General features: G+C 74.2%; 23 protein-coding genes. 11 read left to right on the forward strand and 12 right to left on the reverse strand.

Annotation, left to right across the window (positions count from 1 at the left end; genetic code table 11):
• Positions 1-31: 31 nt before the first annotated feature.
• Positions 32-607 carry a TIGR03086 family metal-binding protein gene (locus ACN26Y_RS29550; RefSeq protein WP_155333348.1) on the forward strand — a complete coding sequence of 192 codons (576 nt, stop codon included), beginning with the start codon at positions 32-34 and terminating at the stop codon, positions 605-607.
• A gap of 44 nt (positions 608-651) precedes the next feature.
• Here the strand turns inward: ACN26Y_RS29550 and ACN26Y_RS29555 are convergent, their stop codons facing one another.
• Together ACN26Y_RS29555 and ACN26Y_RS29560 are read right to left on the reverse strand one after the other, a co-directional pair.
• Positions 652-1,818: an alkane 1-monooxygenase gene (locus ACN26Y_RS29555; protein ID WP_422733968.1), complete on the reverse strand. Its 1,167-nt coding sequence runs from the start codon at positions 1,816-1,818 to the stop codon at positions 652-654.
• A 155-nt stretch (positions 1,819-1,973) separates the two neighbouring features.
• On the reverse strand, positions 1,974-2,837 hold the full coding sequence (locus ACN26Y_RS29560; RefSeq protein WP_196255742.1) for a hypothetical protein: 864 nt from the start codon (positions 2,835-2,837) through the stop codon (positions 1,974-1,976).
• Positions 2,838-2,985: 148 nt separating this feature from the next.
• On the opposite strand from ACN26Y_RS29560, the gene ACN26Y_RS29565 reads away from it, so the two are divergent.
• The 4 genes from ACN26Y_RS29565 (at position 2,986) to ACN26Y_RS29580 (ending at position 6,667) form a co-directional block, all read left to right on the forward strand.
• Positions 2,986-3,654 (forward strand): class I SAM-dependent methyltransferase, encoded by a 669-nt coding sequence (locus ACN26Y_RS29565; RefSeq protein ID WP_155333350.1) that lies wholly within the window; start codon positions 2,986-2,988, stop codon positions 3,652-3,654.
• A gap of 1 nt (position 3,655) precedes the next feature.
• Positions 3,656-4,828 (forward strand): cytochrome P450, encoded by a 1,173-nt coding sequence (locus ACN26Y_RS29570; protein WP_422733969.1) that lies wholly within the window; start codon positions 3,656-3,658, stop codon positions 4,826-4,828.
• Between the two features lie 100 nt (positions 4,829-4,928).
• Complete coding sequence (locus tag ACN26Y_RS29575) at positions 4,929-5,849, forward strand: ABC transporter ATP-binding protein (protein WP_422733970.1); 921 nt, start codon at positions 4,929-4,931, stop codon at positions 5,847-5,849.
• Positions 5,846-6,667 carry an ABC transporter permease gene (locus ACN26Y_RS29580; RefSeq protein ID WP_422733971.1) on the forward strand — a complete coding sequence of 274 codons (822 nt, stop codon included), beginning with the start codon at positions 5,846-5,848 and terminating at the stop codon, positions 6,665-6,667. Before ACN26Y_RS29575 ends, ACN26Y_RS29580 begins: the two co-directional genes overlap by 4 nt.
• Before the next feature lie 17 nt (positions 6,668-6,684).
• Here the strand turns inward: ACN26Y_RS29580 and ACN26Y_RS29585 are convergent, their stop codons facing one another.
• From ACN26Y_RS29585 to ACN26Y_RS29600, 4 genes are all read right to left on the reverse strand, one after another.
• Positions 6,685-7,362: a response regulator gene (locus ACN26Y_RS29585; protein ID WP_155333354.1), complete on the reverse strand. Its 678-nt coding sequence runs from the start codon at positions 7,360-7,362 to the stop codon at positions 6,685-6,687.
• Complete coding sequence (locus ACN26Y_RS29590; RefSeq protein ID WP_422733972.1) at positions 7,359-8,960, reverse strand: histidine kinase; 1,602 nt, start codon at positions 8,958-8,960, stop codon at positions 7,359-7,361. Before ACN26Y_RS29590 ends, ACN26Y_RS29585 begins: the two co-directional genes overlap by 4 nt.
• A 57-nt stretch (positions 8,961-9,017) precedes the next feature.
• Complete coding sequence (bioD, locus tag ACN26Y_RS29595; RefSeq protein ID WP_155334355.1) at positions 9,018-9,722, reverse strand: dethiobiotin synthase; 705 nt, start codon at positions 9,720-9,722, stop codon at positions 9,018-9,020.
• A gap of 97 nt (positions 9,723-9,819) precedes the next feature.
• Positions 9,820-10,956, reverse strand: a complete 1,137-nt coding sequence (locus ACN26Y_RS29600) for an 8-amino-7-oxononanoate synthase (RefSeq protein ID WP_422733973.1) — start codon at positions 10,954-10,956, stop codon at positions 9,820-9,822.
• Positions 10,957-11,144: 188 nt separating this feature from the next.
• On the opposite strand from ACN26Y_RS29600, the gene bioB reads away from it, so the two are divergent.
• The 5 genes from bioB (at position 11,145) to ACN26Y_RS29625 (ending at position 15,866) form a co-directional block, all read left to right on the forward strand.
• Positions 11,145-12,140, forward strand: coding sequence for a biotin synthase BioB (gene bioB / locus ACN26Y_RS29605; RefSeq protein ID WP_155333357.1), 996 nt, complete (start codon positions 11,145-11,147; stop codon positions 12,138-12,140).
• A 7-nt stretch (positions 12,141-12,147) separates the two neighbouring features.
• Entirely contained in the window at positions 12,148-12,381 is a 234-nt protein-coding gene (locus ACN26Y_RS29610) for a hypothetical protein (RefSeq protein ID WP_155333358.1), read from the forward strand.
• Between the two features lie 4 nt (positions 12,382-12,385).
• Positions 12,386-12,892 (forward strand): GNAT family N-acetyltransferase, encoded by a 507-nt coding sequence (locus ACN26Y_RS29615; RefSeq protein ID WP_155333359.1) that lies wholly within the window; start codon positions 12,386-12,388, stop codon positions 12,890-12,892.
• Positions 12,893-13,206: 314 nt separating this feature from the next.
• Positions 13,207-13,923, forward strand: coding sequence for an LPXTG cell wall anchor domain-containing protein (locus ACN26Y_RS29620; RefSeq protein ID WP_422733974.1), 717 nt, complete (start codon positions 13,207-13,209; stop codon positions 13,921-13,923).
• A gap of 377 nt (positions 13,924-14,300) precedes the next feature.
• Positions 14,301-15,866: an aldehyde dehydrogenase family protein gene (locus ACN26Y_RS29625; protein WP_155333361.1), complete on the forward strand. Its 1,566-nt coding sequence runs from the start codon at positions 14,301-14,303 to the stop codon at positions 15,864-15,866.
• A gap of 85 nt (positions 15,867-15,951) precedes the next feature.
• Here the strand turns inward: ACN26Y_RS29625 and ACN26Y_RS29630 are convergent, their stop codons facing one another.
• Both ACN26Y_RS29630 and ACN26Y_RS29635 read right to left on the reverse strand, forming a co-directional pair.
• A complete protein-coding gene (locus tag ACN26Y_RS29630) occupies positions 15,952-17,007 on the reverse strand; it encodes a GNAT family N-acetyltransferase (protein WP_155333362.1) in 1,056 nt (351 codons plus the stop codon).
• Positions 17,008-17,113: 106 nt separating this feature from the next.
• The gene (locus tag ACN26Y_RS29635; protein ID WP_155333363.1) at positions 17,114-17,812 is read right to left on the reverse strand and encodes an amino acid-binding protein; all 699 of its coding nucleotides are present in this window, start codon (positions 17,810-17,812) and stop codon (positions 17,114-17,116) included.
• A 145-nt stretch (positions 17,813-17,957) separates the two neighbouring features.
• On the opposite strand from ACN26Y_RS29635, the gene ACN26Y_RS29640 reads away from it, so the two are divergent.
• Positions 17,958-19,028: a phosphotransferase family protein gene (locus tag ACN26Y_RS29640; RefSeq protein ID WP_155333364.1), complete on the forward strand. Its 1,071-nt coding sequence runs from the start codon at positions 17,958-17,960 to the stop codon at positions 19,026-19,028.
• A gap of 15 nt (positions 19,029-19,043) precedes the next feature.
• Here ACN26Y_RS29640 and ACN26Y_RS29645 read toward each other — a convergent pair whose 3' ends face one another.
• The 4 genes from ACN26Y_RS29645 to ACN26Y_RS29660 form a co-directional block, all read right to left on the reverse strand.
• Positions 19,044-20,090: a LacI family DNA-binding transcriptional regulator gene (locus ACN26Y_RS29645; RefSeq protein WP_155333365.1), complete on the reverse strand. Its 1,047-nt coding sequence runs from the start codon at positions 20,088-20,090 to the stop codon at positions 19,044-19,046.
• Positions 20,091-20,169: 79 nt separating this feature from the next.
• Positions 20,170-21,603: a GH1 family beta-glucosidase gene (locus ACN26Y_RS29650; protein ID WP_422733975.1), complete on the reverse strand. Its 1,434-nt coding sequence runs from the start codon at positions 21,601-21,603 to the stop codon at positions 20,170-20,172.
• On the reverse strand, positions 21,600-22,442 hold the full coding sequence (locus ACN26Y_RS29655) for a carbohydrate ABC transporter permease (protein ID WP_155333367.1): 843 nt from the start codon (positions 22,440-22,442) through the stop codon (positions 21,600-21,602). The genes ACN26Y_RS29650 and ACN26Y_RS29655 overlap by 4 nt, the downstream gene beginning before the upstream one ends.
• Positions 22,443-22,453: 11 nt before the next feature.
• On the reverse strand, positions 22,454-23,425 hold the full coding sequence (locus tag ACN26Y_RS29660) for a carbohydrate ABC transporter permease (protein ID WP_155333368.1): 972 nt from the start codon (positions 23,423-23,425) through the stop codon (positions 22,454-22,456).
• Positions 23,426-23,504 lie beyond the last annotated feature (79 nt).

The raw sequence follows: 23,504 nt of genomic DNA on the forward strand, positions 1-23,504 counted from the left end.
TGCCGGCGGCCCGGGGCGGGACAATCCGGGCATGGACCTGCTCGAGACGTACCGCCGCAGCCTCGCCGTGTTCACCGACCGGGTGGCCGAGGTCGGCCCGGGGCAGTGGACGGCGCCGACGCCCTGCGCGGAGTGGGACGTCCGGACGCTGGTCAACCACGTCGTCGGCGAGGACCGGTGGAGCGTGGCGCTGATGGCCGGACGCACGATCGCGGAGGTGGGCGACCGGTACGAGGGCGACCAGCTCGACGGCGACCCGGCGGCCGCGGCCCGGGACGCGGCGGCGCAGGCGGAGCTGGCCTTCACCCGCCCCTCGGCGCTGGAGCGCACCGTCGACCTCTCCTCCGGTCCGACGCCGGCCGACGAGTACCTGCACCAGCTCATCGCGGAGCACCTCGTGCACGGGTGGGACCTGGCGGCGGCGATCGGCGCCGATCGGCGTCTGGACGCCGACGCGGTGGCCGGGTGCGCCCACTGGTTCCGCGGACGGATCGACGACTACCGGCGGGGCCGGCTCGTCCGGTCGGGCGTCGACGTGGCAGCCGACGCCGACACCCAGGACCGGCTCATCGCCGCCTTCGGCCGCGACCCGGACTGGGCGCCGTAGGTCTGCCGGGATGTTAAGAAGGGGCCCTTCTACTACCGCAGGAGTTAATAAGGGGCCCTTCCTTGCGCCTGCCGGAGGCGCGGCCGGGCCGGCGGGTGGACGTTGGCGAGGTCCGGGTCACCGCCGTAGTGGGCGAGCACCCGGTGGTCCATGACCCGTCGCCACAGCGGCGGGACCAGCGCGGCGACCACCATGGTCGCGTACCCGGCCGGCAGCTGCGGCGAAGCGTCGAAGCTGCGCAGCGTCTGGTAGCGCCGCAGCGGGTTGGCGTGGTGGTCGCTGTGTCGCTGGAGCTGGAAGAGGAAGACGTTGGTGACCGCACGGTCGCTGTTCCAGCTGTGCCGGGGGTCGACCTTCTCGTACCGGCCGGCGGCGGTGCGCTGCCGGGCGAGGCCGTAGTGCTCCAGGTAGTTCACGACCTCCAGCAGGCTGAATCCGACCACGGCCTGGAGGACCAGGAAGACCAGCACACCCGGGCCGAACGTGACCGCCAGCAGCGCGTAGAGCGCCACGGTCATCGCCCAGGCGTTGAGGATGTCGTTGCGCCACGTCCACGGGCTGCGGCCGCGGATGCGGAACCGCCCCGTCTCCAGCCGCCAGGCCGACCGCAGGCTGCCCCAGACGGTACGCGGCCAGAAGGCCCAGAAGCTCTCGCCCAGCCGGGAGCTGGCCGGGTCCTCCGCGGTGGCGACCCGGGTGTGGTGGCCCCGGTTGTGCTCGACGTAGAAGTGGCCGTACCCGGTGGGGGCCAGCGCCACCTTGGAGAGCCAGCGTTCCGTCGTCTCCCGCTTGTGGCCCAGCTCGTGGGCGGTGTTGATGGCGATGCCGTTGACGATCCCGACGGTCGCCACGAGACCCGCCGCCACCAGTGGGGAGAGGCCGCCGGCGGCCCAGACGGCGCAGCAGAGCACCAGGGCCGCGTACTGGGCGGGCAGGTAGAGGTAGGTGAGCCAGCGGTAGTAGCCGTCGGCCTGGAGCCGCGGCACCGCCTCCTCCGGTGGGTTGCGCCGGTCGTCGCCGATCAGCAGGTCGACGGCGGGGATCAGCCCGAACACCACGGCCGGGGTGAGCCACCAGGCCCAGGCGCCCCCGGCGCCCCGCCAGGACAGCCAGGCGAGGAAGGGCAGCGCGGGGACGAGCAGCGCCAGCGGCCAGAGCGGCTTGCGGGTGTCCCGCCAGGCGCCGGGGGTGACGGTCGCGTCGACGGCCATGGCCGATCTCCGATCTCTCGCCGGTCTCCCTCCTGACTGTGGCAGCCGTCACGTCGTTTTACAAGGCCCCATGTTTTGTAAAGTCGAGTCCGTTCGATGCGAGGGGACGTCCGCCGGGGGCGGCACGGCAGGTCACCACCCCCGGCGGCCCCCGATCAGCGTCCCCCCGCCCAGCCCCGCGACCTACTACTCGACGCACGCCCCCAGTCCCGGGCCGACCCACGATCGTCGCCCACCGTCCGGGTCAGGTGGCGCATGCGCAACAGCAGCCCGAGGCCGAGGGACACCAGCAACCCACCCAGCAGGAAGGCGGCCTGCACCGCGCCGAAGCCACCGGACTGCGCGACCGGGCGGCCCGCCCCGGCCGCCGGTGGCACCTCTGCGACGCCGTCGTCGGCGGGCACCTCCTCGCCGGTCTCCTCCACCGCCGGCTCGGTGGGCTCGGCCGGCGCCTCGGACACCTCCGCGGACCGGCTCGGCGACGCCTCGGCGTCCGGCCCCACCACCGACCGGGTCGCGGTCTGCCGCGCCAGCAGGCGCAGGTTCGCGTCGTACGCCTCCGCCTCCAGCGTGACCCGCCCGCGGCTCACGTCCTCCGCGAACGCCACCTGGTACTTGGCCGTCACCGTCCGGTCCGGGCAGAGCGTCCCGGGATCGAGCTGACGGTCGGTCAGCCGGGCCACGTCACCGTCGGTGCGCACCTCCAGCGGGAACGACCCGGTCTCCTCGATCCGGTCCACATTCACCTGGTCGAGCCGCATCCCCGACACCCGCAGCACCATCGACCAGCGGACCTTCACGCAGCCGCCCCGGTCACGCCGCACCACCGCGGAGACCGTCGCCACCGGGTCACCGGCCCGGAACTCGTCGGGCAGGCCGCTCAGCTCCGTGCTGTTGGCCGCCGACGCCGGCGTCGGCGCGGCCAGGCACACCCCGGTCACGCAGGCCAGCACCACCCCGGCCCGCAACGCGTACCGCCACAACGTCACCTTCTCCGCCCTCCCGTCGGTCGCCTCCACGACAGACGCTAGGAGCGGGTGCAGACAGCCGGTAGACGGGCGTGTTCGCACGGACCGCCAAGGACGGAGGGTGGTTTCACCGTGCGTAGTGAACCGGTCACGCCCTCCCCGCGACACGCCGGTCGCTCGCCTGCGGGAGAATCTGCCGGTGTCCGAACTCGCCACCGCCTTCGTCCGGCTCCACGCGCGCCTCGCGCCGGTCGCCTTCGTACCCGAGGTGCGGCTGCACCAGGCCGACGACGCGGTCGGGCTGTGGGAGCTGACCGAGGGCGAGTTCCGCAGCGCCCAGCCGCCGCCCTTCTGGGCCTTCGCCTGGGCCGGCGGGCAGGCGCTCGCCCGCTACGTCACCGACCACCCGGACCTGGTCACCGGCCGGCGGGTGCTCGACCTCGCCTCCGGGTCGGGCCTGGTCGCCATCGCCGCGGCCCGCGCCGGCGCGGCGGCGGTCCGCGCCGTCGAGGTCGACCCGCTCGCCGTCGCGGCCGTCGCGCTCAACGCCGAGGCCAACGGGGTACGCCTCGACGCCGAACTGGGCGACATCCTCGACGGCGACGCGGGCGGCGCCGAGGTCGTGCTCGCTGGCGACGTCTTCTACAGCGAGGTGATGGCGAGGCGGGTGCTCCGCTTCCTGTTGACGGCCGCCCGCGCCGGCGCGACGGTGCTGGTCGGCGACCCCGGCCGGGCGTTCCTGCCCCGCGACCGCTTCGACGAGGTCGGCACGTACGACGTGCCCGTCCCGGAGACGCTGGAGAGCGTACGGGTGAAGCGCACCACGGTGTGGCGGCTGCGGCCCGGACTGCCGGGGGCGGCCCGTTAGCGTGTCCGGCGTGCTGTTCCGGAGCTGGGCGGAACCGGCCGGCGCCGCCTGGCCGGACGTGGCCCGTGTCGCCGACCACGTGGGCGTCGAGCACCTGGTGGTGACCCGGCACGCGCTGGTCCGTCAGGTGCTGACCGACCCGCTCACGTACCGCCCGGACAACGCCCTCGACGCCGTCACTCCGGTCCCGGTGGCCGCCCTGCGGACCCTCGCCGGGCACCGCTTCCGGCTGCCGCCGACGCTCGCCAACAACGGCGGCGCGAGCCATCCGGCGATCCGGGCGGTCGTCGCCGACGCCCTGCACCCGGCGAAGGTGGCCGGCCAGCGGCCCTGGCTCAACGACCTGGTGGGCCGGCGGGTGGCCGCCATCCGGGCCGCCCTCGACGCCGGCGCGACCGCCGACCTCTACGCCGACCTGGCCGCCGACCTGCCGCTGCTGGTGCTGGCCCGCCTGGTCGAGCTGCCGGACGCCCCGGTGGGCGCGGTGAAGGAGTTCGCGCGGGCCGCCCTCGAACTCTTCTGGGCACCGCTGGACGCCGACCGCCAGCTCGCCCTGGCCGCGGAGGTCGGGCGGTTCCACCGGGTGCTGCGGGAGTTCGCCGCCACCGGCGGCGGGCTCGCCGGGGCCCTGCGCGCCGCCGGGCACCCGCCCGACGTGGTGGTCGGGGCGCTGTTCTTCCTGCTGGTCGCCGGCCAGGAGACCACCTCGCAGTTCCTCACGCTGCTGCTGCACCGGCTGGCCGGCGAGCCGGCCGTCCGGGCCGGCCTGCGCGCCGGCACGGTGTCGGTCGCCGACGTGGTCGAGGAGGGGCTGCGACTGGAGCCGCCGATCGTGACCTGGCGGCGGGTGGCCGCCGTGGACACCACGCTGGGCGGGACGGCGGTGCCGGCGGGCACCAGCGTCGTCCTGTGGCTGGCCCGCGCCGGCCGCGACCCGGCCACGGTGGACGCGCCCGACGAGTTCCGGCCCGGGCAGAAGGGCTCGCGCCGGCACCTCGCCTTCGGGGCCGGCGCCCACCGCTGCGTCGGCGACCAGTTGGCCCGGATGGAGGCGGCGGTCGTCGTCGACCAGGTGACGCCGCTGCTCGACGGGGTGACCGTGGTCCGCCCGCCCTGGTGCCCGGACAATCTGACCTTCCGGATGCCCGACGCGTTCGTCGTCCGACGGAGCTGACCGCACGGCTTCCGGCCGAAGGCGCAGCTGACCAAAGTGAGGGTCGGTCGGTGCCGTTCGGGCACGGTGTCGGCACCCGCCGCGCGCCTACCGTCGCCGCATGATCACATTACGTGGGTTGACCAAGCGTTTCGGCCAGACGACCGCCGTCGACGACCTGACCGTCGACATCGTCCCCGGCCGGGTCACCGGCTTCCTCGGCCCGAACGGTGCCGGCAAGTCCACCACCTTGCGGATGGTGCTCGGCCTCGACCGACCCACCGCCGGCCGGGCCCTGGTCGGCGGGCGGCCGTACCGGGAGCTGCGACACCCGCTGTACGAGGTCGGCGCGCTGCTCGACGCGCGGGCCGTCCACCCCGCCCGGTCCGGCCGGGCGCACCTGTTGGCGATGGCGCGCAGCAACGGCATCCCCGCCCGCCGGGTGGACGACGTGCTGGCCACCGTGGGGCTGGACGACCGCGCCGCCGCAAAACCGGGCCGCACCCTGTCGCTCGGGATGGGACAGCGGCTCGGCATCGCCGGTGCGCTGCTCGGTGACCCGCCGGTGCTGATGTTCGACGAGCCGGTGAACGGGCTCGACCCGGACGGCGTCCGCTGGATCCGGCAGCTCGTCCGGTCACTCGCCGCTGAGGGCCGAACCGTGCTGGTGTCCAGCCACCTGATGAGCGAGATGCAGCAGACCGCCGACCGGCTGGTGGTCATCGGGCGCGGGCGGCTGCTCGCCGACGCTCCCATCGACGAGGTGATCGCCGGCGCCGGTGGCGCCGTCCGGGTCCGGGTGCCGCGCGAGCCGGACCGGCGGGCGCTGGCCGAACGACTCGTCGTGGCCGGGTACGGCGTCGATCCGGCCGGACCGGACGCGCTGAGCGTCACCGGCGCCGACGCCGGACGCATCGGCGACCTCGCGCACGAGCTGCGGATCCGGCTGCACGAGCTCAGCCCGCAGACGGCGTCGCTGGAGCGGGCGTTCATGGCGCTCACCGCGGACAGCGTCGAGTACGCCGGTGGTGGTGTGCGATGACCACGACCTCCGCGCCCACCCGCCGTCCCGGACAACCCGCCTCAGGCCGCCGGAGGGGCACCCTCGCCGGCGCGGTCGCCGCTGAGTGGACCAAGCTGTGGTCGATCCGTTCCACCTGGTGGACGTTGCTGGCCGGCGTGCTGCTGATGGCCGCCACCGCCGGCCAGCTCGCCATCTACGTGAGCAACGCCAACACCGATGACGACCCGGCCGACGACCCGGGGATCGTCACTGTTGGCAGCGTCCTGATCGACTCCGTCGAACTCACCCAGTACGCCGTGCTGGCGCTCGGCCTGCTCCTGGTCACCAGCGAGTTCACCAGCGGCACCATCCGGACCACGTTGCAGTGCACACCGTCGCGAGGCCGGGTGCTGCTGGCGAAGGCCGTGGTGACCGGGACGGCGACCTTCGCGCTCGGGCTGCTGCTCGGCGCGGTCGGCGCTCTGGTGGCCCGGCCGGTGCTCGGCCGCTGGGGCACCGCGCCGGCCGGTGGCACGGCCGGCGACATCCTGGCGGTCGCGACCTACCTGGCGCTGATCGGCGTGCTGGCCCTCGGCCTCGGCGCGGCGCTGCGCAGCGCGGTACTCACCCTGATCGTGCTGCTCGCCACGCTGATGATCGTCCCGCTGTCACTGCAGGAGCCGGACATCGCCGTGCTCAACCGGATCGCCGACGCCTTTCCCGGCGTGGCCGGCGGGCATTTCATGGCCGGGGACGGCGCCCCGTACCCGGCCTTCGTCGGGTTGCTGCTGCTCGCCGGCTGGGCCGCAGCCGCGCTCGCCCTGGGCCGGGCCGCGCTACGGCGCCGGGACGCGTGAGCCGGGGCGGGGCCCGTCTAGCCGGGTGGCTCGACGAGCCCCGCCTCGTACGCGAGGATCGCCGCCTGCACCCGGTTACGCACGTCGAGCCGGGTGAAGATGCTGGTCAGGTAGCTCTTCACGGTGCCCTCGACGAGGTGCAGCCGGCGGCCGATCTCCGCGTTCGACAGACCGGACCCCACCAGGGCGAGCACCTCCCGTTCCCGTTCGGTCAGCCCGGCCAGCCGGTCCCGGGCCGCCGGGCGGCGCGCCATCCGCCCGCCGCCCAGCTCGATCACCCGGCGGGCCACCCGCGGCGACAGGTACGCGCCGCCGTCCGCGACGGCGCGTACGCCGGCGACCAGCTCCCGAGGGTCCCCGGCCTTCAGCAGGAACCCGCTGGCGCGGTGCCCGAGCGCCCGGGCGACGTGGTCGTCCTCGCCGAAGGTGGTCAGCATGACCGTGGCGGTCTCCGGCACCAGCCGGCGGATCTCGGCGGCGGCGGAGAGCCCGTCCAGCTTCGGCATGCGGATGTCCAGCAGGGCCACCCGGGGACGGTGCGCCCGCACCAGCTCCACCGCCGCCCGGCCGTCACCGGCCTCGCCCACCACCTCGATGCCCGGGTCGGTGGCCAGGATCGCCCGTACCCCGGCGCGGATCATGGCCTCGTCGTCGGCGAGGACGACCCGCACCGGGGTGGCCTGCTCGGTGTTCATCCGTCGATCCGCTCCTTGCTGACCAGCCGGCCGTCGGTGAAGCACAGCCGCCAGGTCGGCTGGGCCAGGGGGAAGTTTCCGTCGGTGTAGTGCTCGCACCCGGCCCGGCTGGTCCCGGCGGGCGAGTCCACCGGGCGGCGGGGTAGGCCGTCCAGGTCGGCCCGCGCGGCGCCGACCGGCAGCCGGGCAAAGGTCGCCTCGTCCAGCACGGTGCCGGCCGTGGCGACCGGGTAGTAGACCAGCGTCAGCACCGCGGCGATCGCCGCCGGAGCGCCGACGGCGGTCATCAGGCTGCGCCGCACCCGGCGGCGCGCGTCCCGTAGCCGCCGCTCGGCCTCGCCGAGGGCCGGTGTCGACGTTTCCGCGCGGCCGGGCGGCGACGCCGACACCGGCCCGCGACCGGCGAGTGCCGGCCAGGCGGGCTCGACGTCCCCGCCGGACTCCTCGCGGTACGGTCCGTCGTGCCGGGGCAGGCGGGCCTCCACCGCGAACCCGCCGTCGCGCGGGCCGGCGGTGAGGACACCGCCGGTGAGGCGTACCCGCTCGGTGAGGGCGAGCAGGCCGGAGCCGGTCGACGGCGGGCCGGGCAGCGGGCCGGCCGCAGGCCGGGCGTTGACCACGCTCAGCCCGACCCACTCCCCCTCGGCGCGCAGGGAGACGGTCACCGGCGCGCCGGGCGCGTACCGGGCCGCATTGGTCAGCGCCTCGCGCACCACCCGGTGCACCGCGTACGCGGTCCCCGGGGGCAGGTCCGACCCGCCGTCGGGCAGGTCCAGCCGGACCGCCATGCCCGCCTCCCGCGCACCGTCCACCAGGTCGGCCACGGTCCCCGGACCGGCGGTGTCCGGATCGCCCTTCTCGCGGAGCAGGCCGATGACGCCGTGCAGGCGTTCGGTGGCGTCCGCGACGCTGGCCCGCAGCTCACCGGCGGCGGCCCGGTGCCGGGCCGGCAGGTCGTCGGCGAGTTCCAGGGCGGCGGCGCGCACCGCGATCAGGCTGAGGTCGTGCCCGAGGGAGTCGTGCATCTCCCCGGCGATCCGGGCCCGTTCCCGCAACCGGACACGCTCGGCCAGGCCACGCCGCTCCCGGTCCCGGGCCTCCTCGTGCCGGCGTTCCGCCTCCGCCAGGGCCTCCTGCTGACGCCGGTGCCGGCCCACCAGCCAAGGCAGGACCCCGGCGAAGAGCAGCACCGAGGCGAGCAGGAACCAGGTGGCGGCGCCGGTGCCGAGCAGCCCCAGGTTGAGCACGGTGCCCCCGGCGGCGATCACCGCGAAGGCGACGCCGGCCGGGACGGCCGTGGCCGCCCGCCGCCCCGCCAGGTAGCTGAAGACCGGGATGATGAAGGAGAAGTTGCCGTCGAGCAGCGAGCCGAGCACGGCCAGGAACAGCGCCACCACCGGGAACCGTCGGGCCACCGCGACCGCGCCGGTGAGGATCGCGAGTCCGCCGGCGAGCGACAGCAGGGACGGCGCGTCGTACGGTGGCGAGAGCCCGGCGGCGAGCAGCGGCCCCGCCGCCACGAGCCAGAGCAGCCCGTCGGCCGACCGCCGCCGCCACTGAGGGCCCGCCGGTCGGCCCCACACCCGCCGACAGCTCATCACGGCGGCCAGGCTACCCACGCTCGACCTGCCGGGTTACCGACGATGGTCAGGTGTTCAGCTGATCTCCTCAGCCCAGGCACGCCAGTCGTCCAGCACCCCGTAGAGCGCCGGGGTGAGCCAGCCGGGAGCCGAGCGGCGGAACACACCGGGATCCATCGCGCCGGCACCGGCCGGCAACGCGCCGAGCAGGTGCGGCACCAGGTCGGTGAGGTTGGCCCAGTGCACCAGCTCCGGATCGGCCGGCCAGGCGCCGATCACCACACCCGCCGGCACGGCCCGGCGCTCCAGCGCCTCCAGGGTGAGCGCGGTGTGGTTCAGCGTGCCGAGGCCGGCGCGCGCCACCACCACCGCCGGGCAGCCGAGGGAGACCGCCAGGTCGGCCACCGTCCACGGCTCACCCGACGGTCGCAGACCCATCGGTACGAGCAGCCCGCCGGCCCCCTCGACCAGGACCAGGTCGTGCTTGTCGGTCTCCTCACGGACGGCGTCGACCGCGGTGTACAGCTCCAGGGGCGGCAGCTCGGCGATCCGGGCCGCCGCCAGCGGGGCGAGGGGCTCCGGGAAACTCGCCAGCGTCCGGCCGGTGAGTGGCGCGGCGAGGCGGGTGACCGTGTCGACGTCACCGGGGTCGCCGGTGGCCGTACCCGTCTGGCCCGGCTTGACCACCGCGACGCGCAACCCGGCGGCCTGCGCCGCGGCGGTGATCGCCGCGGTGACGATCGTCTTGCCGACCTCGGTGTCGGTGCCGGTCACCAGCACAACACCGCGCCACGGCGCTCCCGTCTCGGCCGCACCGCTCACCGTGCCACCTCTGCTCGCGACTGCGGGGCTCGCAACCCCGGCTCACTCCTCGCGCTCACGGGGCACACTCCACGATGACCTCCAGGGCCCGCTCGAAGTCCGCCCGGGGCACGCCGGCGCTGAGGGTGAGGCGGAGCCGGGACCGGCTGTCCGGGGTGGAGGGGGGCCGGAAGCAGCCGACCGCCACGCCCCGGTCCCGGCAGTCGGCCGCCCACGCGGTGGCCGTTTCGGGACCGGGCGCGGTGACCGACACGACCGCGGCGTCGGGGGCCGACACGGTCAGCCCGGCGGCGCGCAGCCGGCAGACCGCGAGACCGGCCCGTTCGGCCAGCTCCGCCCGCAAGTCGTCACCGGCGCGGGCCAGCCCGACGGCCGCCCGCACGCCGGCCGCCACCGCCGGGGGCGGCGCCGTGTCGAAGATGAACGTCCGGCCCGTCTCCACCAGGTGGCGGACGAACTCCGCGGGGCCGGCGACCACCCCGCCGGCGCCGCCGAGGGCCTTGGACAGCGTGGCCGTGACGATCACGTCCGGCTCACCGGCCAGCCCGGCGGCGGCCACTCCCCCGGCGCCCTGCGGGCCGGTCACGCCGAGCGCGTGGGCGTCGTCGACGAGCAGCAGCGCGCCGTGGTCCCGGGCGACCGCGTGCAGCTCGGCGAGGGGGGCGAGGTCGCCGTCGACGGAGAACACCGACTCGGTGACCACCACCGCCGGCCGGCCGGGCGTGGCGGCGAGCGCGGCGCGTACGGCGGCGACGTCGGCGTGCGGCGTCACCACCGTCTCCGCACCGGAGATCCGGCAGCCGTCGATCAGCGAGGCGTGGTTGTGCGCGTCGGAGACGAGCAGCGTGCGGGGCTGCACGAGCGCCCGGACCGCGCCGAGGTTGGCCAGGTAGCCGGAGGAGAAGACCAGCGCCCGGTCGGTGCCGAGCCAGTCGGCCAGGTCGTCCTCGAGGGCGTGGTGGGCGTCGGTGGAGCCGCGCACCAGCCGCGACCCGGTGGCCCCCAGCCCGTACGCCCGCACCGCCGCGACCGCCGCGGCCGTGACCTCGGGGTGCGTCGACAGGCCGAGGTAGTCGTTGCCGGCGAGATCGACCACGGCGTCGCCGGCGGACCGTGGGCGGAGCGTACGCGTGAGCCCCGCCTTGGCCCGCAGCTCGGCGCGGCGGTCCAGCGCCGCCAGCCAGTCCGCCACCGCCACTCCCATCCCGCGGCACCCGCCCGTCGGGCGCCTCGCGCCGGGGCGAAGGTACCACCTGGCCACGGCGGCCCCGGCGTGGCGCGGGCCCGACGCGGCGTGGCTCTCAACGGTCGCTCGTGCGGCACTCGGGGCCACCACGCGGCCGTTTCCCGCCGCCGGAGCGGCCTTGTAGGGTACGGGCCATGCCAGAGATCCTCGACCAGGCCCGTTCCCAGGTGCTGGAGAACGGCGTCGGCCTCGACGAGGCCGGTGTCCTCGCCGTGCTGAACCTGCCCGACGAGCACCTGCCCGCCGCCCTCCAGCTCGCGCACGACGTGCGGATGCGCTGGTGCGGCCCGGAGGTCGAGGTCGAGGGCATCGTCTCGCTCAAGACCGGCGGCTGCCCGGAGGACTGCCACTTCTGCTCGCAGTCGGGCCTGTTCACCTCGCCGGTGCGCTCCGTGTGGCTGGACATCCCCTCGCTGGTGGAGGCGGCGAAGCAGACCGCGAAGACCGGCGCGACGGAGTTCTGCATCGTCGCCGCCGTCCGCGGCCCGGACGCCCGGCTGATGAAGCAGATGCGCGAGGGTGTCGCCGCGATCAAGGCGGAGGTCGACATCCAGGTGGCGGCCTCGCTCGGCATGCTCACCCAGGAGCAGGTCGACGAGCTGGTCGACATGGGCGTGCACCGCTACAACCACAACCTGGAGACCTGCCGGTCCTACTTCCCGAACGTGGTCACCACCCACTCCTGGGAGGAGCGCTGGGAGACGCTGCGGATGGTCCGCGAATCCGGCATGGAGGTCTGCTGCGGCGGCATCCTGGGCCTGGGCGAGACCGTCGAGCAGCGGGCCGAGTTCGCCGCCCAGCTCGCCGAGCTGGACCCGCACGAGGTCCCGCTGAACTTCCTCAACCCCCGCCCCGGCACCCCGCTCGGCGACCGACCGGTGGTCGAGGGCAAGGACGCGCTGCGCGCCATCGCCGCCTTCCGGCTCGCCATGCCGCGCACGATCCTCCGGTACGCGGGCGGCCGCGAGATCACCCTGGGCGACCTGGGCACCCGCGACGGCCTGCTCGGCGGCATCAACGCGGTGATCGTCGGCAACTACCTGACCACGCTGGGTCGCCCGGCCACCGACGACCTGAAGCTCCTCGACGACCTGAAGATGCCGGTCAAGGCCCTCTCCGCGACCCTGTGAGCACCCGGTGACGACCAGTGACGCGACGACGACGAGCGGCGTGGCGGCCGGGGGCGCCGGTGCCGCCTGGTGCGACCGCTGCGGCGAGCCGGCCGGTGTCGGCGAGCACCTGGCCTGCCGGGCGGCCCGCGAGCTGGAGCCGCCCCGGTACTGCGCGCACTGCCGCCGCCGGATGAAGGTGCAGGTGCTGCCGGTCGGCTGGTCGGCGGTCTGTGTCGCGCACGGCGAGATCCGGGGCTGACGCGGTGCTGCGGGGGCGGGTGGTGACCCTGCGGCCGGCCACGGTCGCGGACGTGCCCGCCCTCGCGGCGATCCGTGCCCACCCGGAGGTGCGACGCTGGTGGCGCGGGGGCGACGACCTCGCCGCCGCCGTGCGGGCCGACCTCACCGACGGCGACCTGACCGTGTACGCGATAGAGCACGACGGCCGTGTCGTCGGCGCCATCCAGTGGTACGCCGAGGACGACCCCGACTACCGCCACGCCAGCATGGACATCTTCCTCGACCCGGCGGCACGCGGCGCCGGGCTGGCCGGAGACGCCATCCGTACCCTGGCCCGGCACCTGATCGACGAGCACGGCCACCACCGCTTCACGATCGACCCGGCGGCGGCCAACTCGGCGGCGATCCGCGCGTACGCCAAGGTGGGCTTCCGCCCGGTCGGCATCCTCCGCCGTTACGAGCGCGGCGAGGACGGCCGCTGGCACGACGGCCTCCTGATGGACCTCCTCGCCGACGACCTGCCCGACTGACGACGCGCGTGGCGCCGTAACCGGCCAACATCCGCGCAACTTCGGGGAAGCTGTCGCCTCGATCGCCGCCGAGGCAGCATCTTCCCCGAAGTTGCGCGTCGATCGAGGTCAGGCCGCGGTGCAGGCGAGGGCGGCAGCAGCGGCGGATACGCCTCTGGCGTTACAGCGACATGCCTGCGGAGCGTGACGATTCTTCGGAGGCGGCGGAAAGAACCACCAGGTCAGCACGGTTCAGACCGATCATCGGATATAGCCCGTGGTGACGATCTATGCGATCACGTGCTGTCCCTCGACACCGTTCCGGAGGAATCCTCATGCCACAGCGTCGGCGCGTGGCGCGCGCGGCCGTTTCCGGTGCCGCCGCCGCTGCCTGCCTCACCCTCGCCATCCCGGCGTGGGCGTCGACCACCATCCCCCTCCACAGCGACCACAAGGACGAGACCGCCGCCGGCTTCCAGCAGGAGTGCGGGGACGAGCGGTTCGCCAACCTGCCGGACGACCACGACGGCTGGCACTTCGTGCTGCCCGGCGGCAAGGAGTCGGGCGGCTTCGAGACGCTGAGCCTCACCTTCAACGACGGCATCAAGGACGTCACCGTCACGGTGCCGAATGCCGGGGACGCTTACCCGGACGCCCTCTACCCCGCCGGGCAGAACGACGACCGCGTCATCCACGCCTACCTGTTCACCCCGGCCGGGTGGACGCTGGTCGACGGCAGCGCCACGATCAGCGGCGAGGCGGACAAGTTCAACCTGAGCCACACCTGTGCGGGCCACGACGACACCCCGGGGACGCCCACCCCCACGACTCCCGTGCCGACGACGCCGGGCGGCCCCGAGAGCCCGTCCACCCCGGGCGGGTCCGGCACGCCGACCCCCGGCGGCGGTGGTGGCGGTGCGGACGACCCCAGCCTGCCGATCACCGGCGTCGCCGGCACCGGCATCGCGCTGACCGGCCTCGCCCTGATCGGCGGCGGCGTGGCGCTCGCCGTGCTGCGGCGGCGCCGCGACAATGTGACGTTCACCAGCTGACCCCAGGCATCACCCGACCGGCCGCCGGATTTCCGGCGGCCGGTCGTCGTCTTCGAGGCCCCTTCGAGGTGGAGCGGGGAAGATCACCCCGGAGGTTTGATCCGCCGGAGGAGCACGACCGTACTGACCGGTAACCCGGTCAAGGGCGCCCGGAGATTCATCACATCATCGAGAGTAATGGATGACTTGGCGACGTACGCCCAGGTCAGGCCGGTTGACGGCGGCGCATGACGCGCCAAAAGACCGGCCGGGCACGGACGCCGCGTCCTGACATACGAACGTACTGTTGCCGCCCCCGTTTTCGGCGGGCGACAGTACGCGACACCAGCGGTGCCATCGACGCCGCCGCTCCCCCGGACGACCCTGAGGAGATCGCGATGGCTCTACGACTCGCCGACGGAACCGCCTGGTCCGACGTCCTGGCCCGCGCGGTCGACGCCGCCCCCGAGGCCTTCGGGCCCCCGGTCGACGGCGTCCCGACCCTGCACAACCTGATCGAGGGTGGCTGGCAGGCGGTGGGCTCGCCCGCCGCGGTACGCACCCCGGTCGACAACACCGTCCTGGTCAACCTGCCACGGCTGGACGCGGCGACCGCCCGCGCCGCGGTCGCGCACGCCGCCACCGCCCACCGTGCGTGGGCCGAGACCCCCCTCGCCGACCGGAAGGCCCGGGTCACCGACGCCCTGGACGCCCTCACCGCGCACCGCGACCTGCTCGCCCTCCTGCTGGTCTGGGAGATCGGCAAGCCGTGGCGGCTGGCCTGCGCCGACGTCGACCGGGCGCTGGACGGCGTCCGGTGGTACGTCGGCGAGATCGACCGGATGCTCGCCGACGGCCGGGAGCCGCTGCCCGGACCGGTCAGCAACATCGCGTCGTGGAACTACCCGATGAGCGTCCTCGTCCACGCCGAGCTGGTGCAGCTGCTCGCCGGCAACGCGGTGATCGCCAAGACGCCCTCGCAGGGCGGCGCGGTCTGCCTCACCGTCGCGCACGCGCTGATGCGCCGCGCCGGTCTGCCCGCCACGCTGCTGTCCGGCAGCGGCGAGGAGCTGTCCGAGGTGCTGGTCCGGGCTCCCGAGATCGGTGCGGTCGCGTTCGTCGGCGGGCGCTCCAACGGCGGGAAGGTGGCCGCGGCGCTGCTCGACACCGACAAGCGCCACTTCATCGAGCAGGAGGGCCTCAACGCCTGGGGCATCTGGGACTTCTCCCAGTGGGACCTGCTCGCCGGGCACCTGAAGAAGGGCTTCGAGTACGGCAAGCAGCGCTGCACCGCGTACCCGCGCTTCGTCGTCCAGCGCGAGCTGGTCGACCAGTTCCTCGACATGTACCTGCCGGTGGTGCGGTCGGTCCGCTTCGGTCACCCGCTCGCCGTCGGCGACGACTGGTCGGCCGGCGACCCGCTGCCCGAGCTGGACTTCGGCCCGCTGATCAGCGCCGCCAAGGCCGAGGAGCTGCGCCGCAAGGTCGACGAGGCGGTCCGTGGTGGTGCCGTCCCGCTGTACCGGGGCCGGCTCGACGGGGCGCCGTTCCTCGACGGGCAGGACGCCTCGGCGTACGTGGCGCCCTCGGTGCTGCTCGCCCCGCCCGGGCGGTCGCGGCTGATGCACGCCGAGCCGTTCGGCCCGGTCGACACGATCGTCGTCGTCGACACCACCGACGAGCTGCTCGCCGCGATGAACGCCTCCAACGGCGCGCTGGTCGCGTCGCTCGCCTGCGACGACGAGGACGAGGCGGCCAAGCTCGCGGTCGACCTCCAGGCGTTCAAGGTGGGCATCAACAAGCCGCGTTCGCGGGGCGACCGGGAGGAGCCGTTCGGCGGCCGGGGCGCCTCGTGGAAGGGCGCCTTCGTCGGCGGTGACCTGCTGGTGCAGGCGGTCACGGTCGGCGGCGACGGCCGCCTCTACGGCAACTTCCCGGACTACAGCAGCTACCCCACCACCTGAGGCGGGCCTCGGGACGACGGTGGGCGGGGCTCCCGCACCGGGAGCCCCGCCGTTTCACCGTCTCCCGCACCGGGAGTCGGCCGCCCTAGACGCGGGCCCGGCCCACCGCTGTCGCCGTGAGCGGCACCGTCAGCGTGACCAGCGACCCGTCCCGGTCCACCGCCGAGGGACGGCTCAGCCGGCGGGCCGTCCGCAGCATCGGCGTGTTCTCCGCCTGCGTGTGCAGGACCAGGGCGACGTACCCGGCCCGTTCCGCGTGGCGGACGAGCCGGTTCAACAGCGCCGAGCCGACACCCCGACGCTGCCAGTCGTCCCGCACCAGCAGCGCCACCTCGGCCATGTCCCCCTCGGCGAGGAGGTTGGCCATCGCGACCACCGGCTCCCCCGCTCCGCCGGAGCGGGTGGCCGTGGCGAGGAGGGTGACGCCCCGCGCCGGTTCGAGCAGCCGGCGCATGCGGGCCGGCGCGGGCAGGGCCGCGCCGCCCAGGTAACGGCGGTGCCGGCTGCGCGCCGAGCACCTCTCGTGCAGCTCGACCACGCCCGGCAGGTCGTCGCCGGTCGCCGGGCGGACGCCCAGCTCCGAGCCGTCGGGCAGCACCAGGGTGACCTGCTCGGCGGACCGGCGCGCGACGGTCGCCGCCAACTCGACCAGGGCCTGCGCCCGCGCGTACTCGGCCGGGGTGAACCCGGGGGCCGCGCGCCGCAGCTCGTACGACCCGCCGCTCGGGTCGGCCAGCAACATCGTGGTCGGGGTGATCCCCGGCTTGGGCCCGGCCGGCGACGGCCGCCAGGTGACCGAGTCGGCACCGAGCAGGGTCCGCAGCGCCTCCCCGGTCGCGTCCGGGTCCCGCACCAGGCGGGTGGCCAGCCCGAGCACCCGGGTCGGCTGGTCGGCCAGCCCGCGCGCCTCGCTGCGCGACACCCAGCAGTCGCGGCCCCGCCCCCGCTCCACGGCGGCGACGAGGTCGGCCTCGTCGAGTGAGTCGGGTGCGTCGACGAGGAAGTCGTCGACCGCACCCCGCTCCGTGGTGTGCACCTGCACCGTGAGGATGTTGACCCCACGCAAGGCCAGGCTCGCCGTGAGGACCGACAGGTAGCCCGGTCGGTCGTCCACGGTGGCCCGGATTCGCCACAGCGTCATGGTTCGCTCCCTTCCCCGGTACGACCCTCGCCGCTGGCTGTTGCCGGCCGGTTGCTTCGGGGTGACGGCTCGTGATCCACGGGTGCGGTGTGCGCCACAGTCGCCGTCAGCCGGCCGCGGGCGGTGCCCCGACCAGGTCGAGGCGGTCGCCGAGGATCACCGCGCTGGCGCGGACCAGTTGTGCGAGCCGGTCCACCTCGGTGGAGTGGAACGCCGCGGCGGCCAGCGGCTCGCTGTCCTCCCGCGCCACGACCAGCACCAGCCCGGCCCGCCCGAACGGTGCGACGGCGAAGTGGGCGCCGCCGGGCGCGCTCATCGCGCGGGCGCGCAGCGGCGTCACGTCCGGCAGCCGCGGGGGTACGGGAGCACGCCAGCTGGCGTGCCCCACGGTCGCCTCGCTGCCGGCGCCGGCCCGGGCGGCCCAGTCGACCGGCACCACCGCGGCGACCGCCCAGTCGGCGGCGAGCAGCCCCGGCACGGCGTCGACCAGGGTCGCCAGCCCGTCGGCGGGGTTCCCCGCCACCTGCGCCAGCAGTTCCGCGTCCTGCCCGGTGGTGGTGGGCGCGCCGATCGCCCGCCACACGCCGTCCACGCGGACTCCGGGGATCGCCGCGAGGCCGGCCATCAGCCGCTCCACCCGGGCCGCTCCCGGCCACACCACGGTGAAGTCGTCCACCGCCCGGCCACCGAGCCGCTCCAGGACCACGACCTGCACGATGTCGGCGCCGGAGACGCCCATCGTGCGCGCGACCTGGCCGAGCGTGCCCGGACGGTCGGGAAGGGTGACCCGAACTCGCAGCAACATGTGATCCTCCGCTCGGCGGGCCGGCGCGGTCCGCCGGCAGGCACGCCCTAGCGTGCCCCGCGACCGTTTCGCCCCTGTTGCAGCGGCATGTCCCGAGAGCAAAACCAACCTTGACAACCCGGCTGAGCTGCCATCAACTGATCGGATGACCGAGCCGGCCGTTGACTCCCCCGCCCCGCACTCCTCCCCCCGGGGGCTGGATCTGGACCGGCTCTCCGCGTACCTGGCGACACACCGGCCCGAGCTGGCCGGTGGGGACCTGTCGGCCCGGCTCATCGCCGGCGGCAAGTCCAACCTGACGTACCTGCTGCGCGCCGGCGGGCACGAGGTGGTGCTGCGCCGCCCGCCGCTCGGGCACGTGCTGGCCACCGCCCACGACATGGCCCGGGAGTTCCGGGTGATCTCGGCGCTCGCCCCCACCGGCGTGCCGGTGCCGGCGGCGCTGCTGCTCTGCGCGGACCCGGACGTCGTCGGAGCGCCGTTCTACCTGATGGAACGCGTGCACGGCGAGGTGTTCCGGACCCGCGCGCAGACCGACCCGCTCACCGCCGGCCAGCGGCGTGAGCTGGCGATGGCGATGATGGACACCCTCGCCGCCCTGCACACCGTCGACCCGGCGGCCGTCGGGCTGGCCGACTTCGGGCGTCCGGAGGGCTACCTGGCCCGGCAGGTCCGTCGCTGGTCCGGGCAGCTCGACCGGTCGCGCAGCCGGCCGCTGCCCGGCGTCGACGAGCTGCGCGACCGGCTCGCCGCGACCGCCCCCGAGGGGGCCAACGCCGGCCGGATCGTGCACGGTGACTACCGGCTCGACAACCTGCTCGCCACCGTGGCCCCGGTCGGCGTCCGCGCCGTGCTCGACTGGGAGATGGCCACCCTCGGCGACCCCCTGGCCGACCTGGGCCTGCTGCTGACGTACTGGGACGTGCTCGGCGACAGTGACGCCGCCGAGGGCAACCCGGTCGCGGACGGGCTGGGCCCCCGCGCCGGCTTCCCCACCGGGGCGGAGCTGATCGACCGGTACGCCGGCCGCAGCGACGTCGACGTCGGCCCGCTGCACTGGCACGTGGCGCTCGGGTGCTTCAAGCTCGCGGTGATCTGCGAGGGCATCCACTACCGGCACACGAAGGGCCAGACCCTCGGCGAGGGCTTCGACCGGATCGGCGATCTGGTGAGCCCTCTGGTGACCCACGGCCTGACCGCGGTGGAGAAGAGGTAAGGCCGCCCACCCCGGTCAGGCGCTGGCGCGCTCGACCAGTTGGGTGTCCAGGAGGATGTGGGGGGACGAGAGGTCCTCGCCGCGGATGCGGGACACCAGCAGGCGGGCCATCTGGCGGCCCATCTCCTCGACCGGCTGGAAGACCGTGGTCAGCGGCGGGTCGGCCTGCCGGGCGATCGGGGCGTCGTCGAAACCGACCACGGCGACGTCCTCGGGCACCCGCCGGCCGGCCTCCCGGAGCGTACGCAGCGCCCCGAACGCCATCAGGTCGGAGGCGACGAAGACCGCGTCCAGGTCGGGGCACACCTCCAGCAGCCGGCGCATGGCGGCCGCCCCGCTGCCCTCGCTGAAGTCCCCGTACGCGATCAGGTCCGGGTTGACACCGCCCAGCGCGGCCGTGACGGCCTCCCGGTAGCCGGTCAGCCGGGCCAGGCCGGCACCCATGTCCTGGGGGCCGGCGATGGTGGCGATCCGCCGCCGCCCCCGCGCGGCGAGGTGCTCGACCGCCTGCCGGGCGCCGCCGACGTTGTCGACGTCGACGAACCAGGCGGGCTGCGCGCCGGGTTGCAGCATCCGCGCCGGCCGGCCGCCGAGCACGGCCGGCAGGCCCCGCTCCTCCAGCAGCGTGGGCAGCGGGTCGGCGTCGTGCAACGACAGCAGCAGGACGCCGTCGACGTGCTGGTTGGTCAGGTGGTGTTCGACCCGCTCCCGCTCGATCGGGGACTGGACCATGGCGAGCCACAGTTGCAGCGGGGTCTCCAGCAGGCCGGAGCTGACACCCCGGACGATGCCGGCGAAGAACGGCTCGGTGAAGACCCGGTCGCCGGACTCCGACACGACCAGGGCCACCGAGTCGGTGCGCTGGGTGACCAGCGCTCGCGCGGCCCGGTTCGGCACGTACCCCAGCTCGGCGATGGCCTGCTGCACCGCGGCCCGGGCCTCCGGGCTCACCTGCGGTGAGCCGTTGACGACACGGGAGACCGTGCCGCGCCCGACACCGGCGCGCGCGGCCACCGCGTCGAGGGTCGGGCGCCCGAGGGACCGGGTGCGCTGCGTTGTCATCGTCTGCTCCTCCGACGTCGGGAGGTCCCGGTGCCGCCACAGGGGTGGCACCGGGACCGCCCGGATGGCTGGCCCGAGCCTATTGTGCGGCCAGACCGTTGCGTCGGATCACCTCGGCGTACCACCTGGCGCTGGACTTGGGGATGCGGACCTGGCTGTCGTAGTCGACGTAGATCATGCCGAACCGCTTGGTGTAGCCCCAGGCCCACTCGAAATTATCCATGAGTGACCAGGCGAAGTAGCCCCGCAGCGGGACGCCCGCGCTGATCGCCTCGTGGGCGGCGCGCAGGTGGGCGTCGAAGTACGCGAGCCGGTCGACGTCGTCCACCTCCCCGTCGACCACCGCGTCGACGAACGCCGAGCCGTTCTCCGTGACGTACAGCGGCAGGTCGGTGTACTCCTCGTGCACCCGACGCAGGGTCTCCACCAGCCCGGGGGCGTCGATCTCCCAGTCCATGTCGGTGACCGGGACGCCCCGGGTGACGAAGCGGACGTCCTCGCTTCCCGGCCAGCAGGACGGTGCCCGCCAGTACGCCTCCGGCGCCGCCCCCTCGACCGGCGCCGCCACGACGTGCCGGCTGTAGTAGTTGACCCCGACCAGGTCCAGCGGGGCGGCGATGGTGGCGAGGTCACCCTCGCGGACGTGCCCGAAGTCGGTGACCGGCGCGAGGTCGGCCATCAGGTCCGCCGGGTACGACCCACGCAGCAGCGGGTCGAGGAAGAACCGGTTGGCCAGCGCGTCGATCCGCCGCGCGGCGTCCGCGTCGGCGGGCGAGTCGGTGGCCGGGGTGACCGGGTACAGGTTGACCGTCACCCCGACCTCGGCGTCCGGCCGGGCGGCCCGCAGCGCCCGCACCGCGAGGCCGTGGCCGAGCATCAGGTGGTGCCCGGCCCGGACGGCGTCACCCGGGTCGGAGCGGCCCGGCGCGTGAACGCCGGACCCGTAGCCGAGGAACGCCGAGCACCACGGCTCGTTGAGTGTGGTCCAGTAGCGCACCCGGTCGCCGAGCGCGTCCGCGACCAGGGCGGTGTAGTCGGCGAACCGGGCGGCGGTGTCCCGCGCCGGCCAGCCGCCCGCGTCCTCCAGCGGCTGCGGCAGGTCCCAGTGGTAGAGGGTCAGCCAGGGTTCGATGCCGTTCGCCAGCAGCGCGTCCACCAGCCGCCGGTAGAAGTCGAGGCCCTCCGGGTTGGCCGGCCCGCTGCCGCCGGGCTGCACCCGGGACCAGGAGACCGAGAACCGGTACGACTTCAGCCCCAGCTCGGCCATCAGTGCGATGTCGGAGTCGAGCCGGTGGTAGTGGTCGCAGGCCACGTCGCCGGTGTGCCCGCCGACCACGCGGCCGGGGGTGTGGCTGAAGGTGTCCCAGATCGACGGCGTCCGGCCCCCCTCGGCCGCCGCGCCCTCGATCTGGTACGCCGCGGTGGCGGCGCCCCAGAGGAAGCCGGGCGGGAAGGTCAGCGGTGGGCGCTCGGCCAGGACGCCGACGGCGGGTGGGCTCGCGGGGTTGCTCACGACTTGACGGCACCTTCCATGATCCCGCCAATGATCTGGCGGCCGAACAGGACGAAGACGACCACCAGCGGAATCGTCCCGACCGCCGTGGCGGCGAAGACCTGCGAGTAGTCGGTGTAGTAGGCGTACGAGAGGAAGGCCAGCGAGACCTGGAGGGTGGGGTTCTCCGGCGGCAGCACCGCGTACGGCCACAGGAACGAGTTCCAGGTCTCCATGAAGGTCAGCAGGCCGAGCACGGCCGCCGCCGGGCGCAGCGCGGGCAGCACGATGTTCCAGTAGATGCGGAACGTGCTCGCCCCGTCGACCCGGCCGGCCTCGATCAGCTCGTCGGAGACCGCCTGGGTGGCGTACTGGCGCATCATGAACACCCCGAACGCGCTGACCAGGAAGGGCACGGTCACCGCGTACAGGGTGCCGTACCAGTTCAGGTCCTGGATCATGCCCCACAGCGGGATGAGCCCGAGCTGGGTGGGGATCATCATGGTCACGATGATCGCCAGCAGCAGGGCGTTGCGTCCACGGAAGCGCAGCTTGGCGAAGGCGAAGCCGGCGAGCGAGCCGGTGATGACCACGCTGAGGGTCACCACCGACGAGACGATCACCGAGTTGAGCAGGCCGGTGAGGAAGTTCGCCGCGTCGTTGTCGAGCACCCGGCCGAAGTTGTCGCCGAACGCGCCGCCGGGCGTGAAGGGCGGGGGCACGTCGTTGATGGAGTCCAGGCTGCGGGTGGCGATGACCACCATGTAGTAGAAGGGGTAGATGGAGAGCAGGGTCGCGAGGACGAGCGCCACGTAGGTGAGCGGGCTGGTGCGCCACAGGCGCCGGGAGGCAGAGTTCATGGCCGGGGTCCTCACTTCACCGTACGCCGGACGAGCAGGAAGTTGACCAGCGACATCAGCGCGATCATCAGGAACATCGCCCAGGCGACGGCGGCGCCGTAGCCGGCGGTGTTCAGGTTCTCGATGCCCAGCTCGTACATGTACATCGCGAGGGTCTGGAACTCGCGCTGGTCGCCGCCGATGATGTTGCCGTTGGCGAAGACGAGGGGCTCGGTGAACAGTTGGAGCCCGCCGATGGTGGACAGGATGACCACGAACACGAAGGTCGGCGTCAGCATGGGCAGGGTGATGCGCCAGAACTGTCGCCACTGGCTGGCGCCGTCGAGCGCCGCCGCCTCGTAGAGCTCCCGCGGGATGGCCTGCATGCCGGCGAGGAGGATCAGGGTGTTGTAGCCGGTCCACCGCCAGTTGACCATCGACGCGATCGCGCTCCACGAGCTCCAGCGCTCGGCGTCCCAGTCGACCGGGTCGACGCCGACGAAGCCGAGCAGCCAGTTGAAGACGCCGAAGTCACGCTGGAAGAGCATGCCGAAGACGATCGCCACCGCGGCCACGGAGACCACGTTCGGCATGAAGATCGCCATGCGGAACAGCGTCCGGGCGCGCAGGAAGGTCCGGTTGAGCAGGTTCGCGAGGAAGAGCGCGAGCAGCAGCTGCGGGACCGTCGAGAGCAGGAAGATGCCGAACGTGTTGAACGTGGCGTTCCAGAAGTACTCGTCGGTGACCAGCTTCGTGTAGTTGTCGAACCCGATGAAGGTGTGGTCGCCGATGAGGTTCCAGTCGTGCAGCGACATCCAGGCCGTTCGCAGCATCGGGTAGAGCCCGAAGATGCCGAAGATCACGAAGAACGGCGCGATGTAGAGGTACGGGGAGAACCTGAGGTCCAGGCGGGTCAACGACGACGAGCGGGACCGGTGCCGCCGGGATGGCGGAGGTGTTGGCGCTGCGGGTGACGGCGGCGCCGTCGTGGCCGACAGACTCATTCTCAGTCCTTTCCCGCCCGGCGCGCGGGCCGGCGCGCCGGCGGTGGTACGGGGAACGGACGCCGCCGGTGGCGCCCGG

The organism is Micromonospora sp. WMMD558 (genome assembly GCF_049315255.1).
Taxonomy (GTDB): domain Bacteria; phylum Actinomycetota; class Actinomycetes; order Mycobacteriales; family Micromonosporaceae; genus Micromonospora.

What these genes read in the sequence shown, in the direction of transcription:
- ACN26Y_RS29660 (WP_155333368.1), bottom strand. Translation starts at nt 23,425, where the DNA reads ATGAGTCTGTCGGCCACGACGGCGCCGCCGTCACCCGCAGCGCCAACA.
- ACN26Y_RS29645 (WP_155333365.1), bottom strand. Translation starts at nt 20,090, where the DNA reads ATGACAACGCAGCGCACCCGGTCCCTCGGGCGCCCGACCCTCGACGCG.
- ACN26Y_RS29635 (WP_155333363.1), bottom strand. Translation starts at nt 17,812, where the DNA reads ATGTTGCTGCGAGTTCGGGTCACCCTTCCCGACCGTCCGGGCACGCTC.
- ACN26Y_RS29630 (WP_155333362.1), bottom strand. Translation starts at nt 17,007, where the DNA reads ATGACGCTGTGGCGAATCCGGGCCACCGTGGACGACCGACCGGGCTAC.
- ACN26Y_RS29625 (WP_155333361.1), top strand. Translation starts at nt 14,301, where the DNA reads ATGGCTCTACGACTCGCCGACGGAACCGCCTGGTCCGACGTCCTGGCC.
- ACN26Y_RS29575 (WP_422733970.1), top strand. Translation starts at nt 4,929, where the DNA reads ATGATCACATTACGTGGGTTGACCAAGCGTTTCGGCCAGACGACCGCC.
- ACN26Y_RS29550 (WP_155333348.1), top strand. Translation starts at nt 32, where the DNA reads ATGGACCTGCTCGAGACGTACCGCCGCAGCCTCGCCGTGTTCACCGAC.
- ACN26Y_RS29585 (WP_155333354.1), bottom strand. Translation starts at nt 7,362, where the DNA reads ATGAACACCGAGCAGGCCACCCCGGTGCGGGTCGTCCTCGCCGACGAC.
- ACN26Y_RS29655 (WP_155333367.1), bottom strand. Translation starts at nt 22,442, where the DNA reads ATGAACTCTGCCTCCCGGCGCCTGTGGCGCACCAGCCCGCTCACCTAC.
- bioB (WP_155333357.1), top strand. Translation starts at nt 11,145, where the DNA reads ATGCCAGAGATCCTCGACCAGGCCCGTTCCCAGGTGCTGGAGAACGGC.
- ACN26Y_RS29640 (WP_155333364.1), top strand. Translation starts at nt 17,958, where the DNA reads ATGACCGAGCCGGCCGTTGACTCCCCCGCCCCGCACTCCTCCCCCCGG.
- ACN26Y_RS29580 (WP_422733971.1), top strand. Translation starts at nt 5,846, where the DNA reads ATGACCACGACCTCCGCGCCCACCCGCCGTCCCGGACAACCCGCCTCA.
- ACN26Y_RS29555 (WP_422733968.1), bottom strand. Translation starts at nt 1,818, where the DNA reads ATGGCCGTCGACGCGACCGTCACCCCCGGCGCCTGGCGGGACACCCGC.
- ACN26Y_RS29620 (WP_422733974.1), top strand. Translation starts at nt 13,207, where the DNA reads ATGCCACAGCGTCGGCGCGTGGCGCGCGCGGCCGTTTCCGGTGCCGCC.
- ACN26Y_RS29590 (WP_422733972.1), bottom strand. Translation starts at nt 8,960, where the DNA reads ATGAGCTGTCGGCGGGTGTGGGGCCGACCGGCGGGCCCTCAGTGGCGG.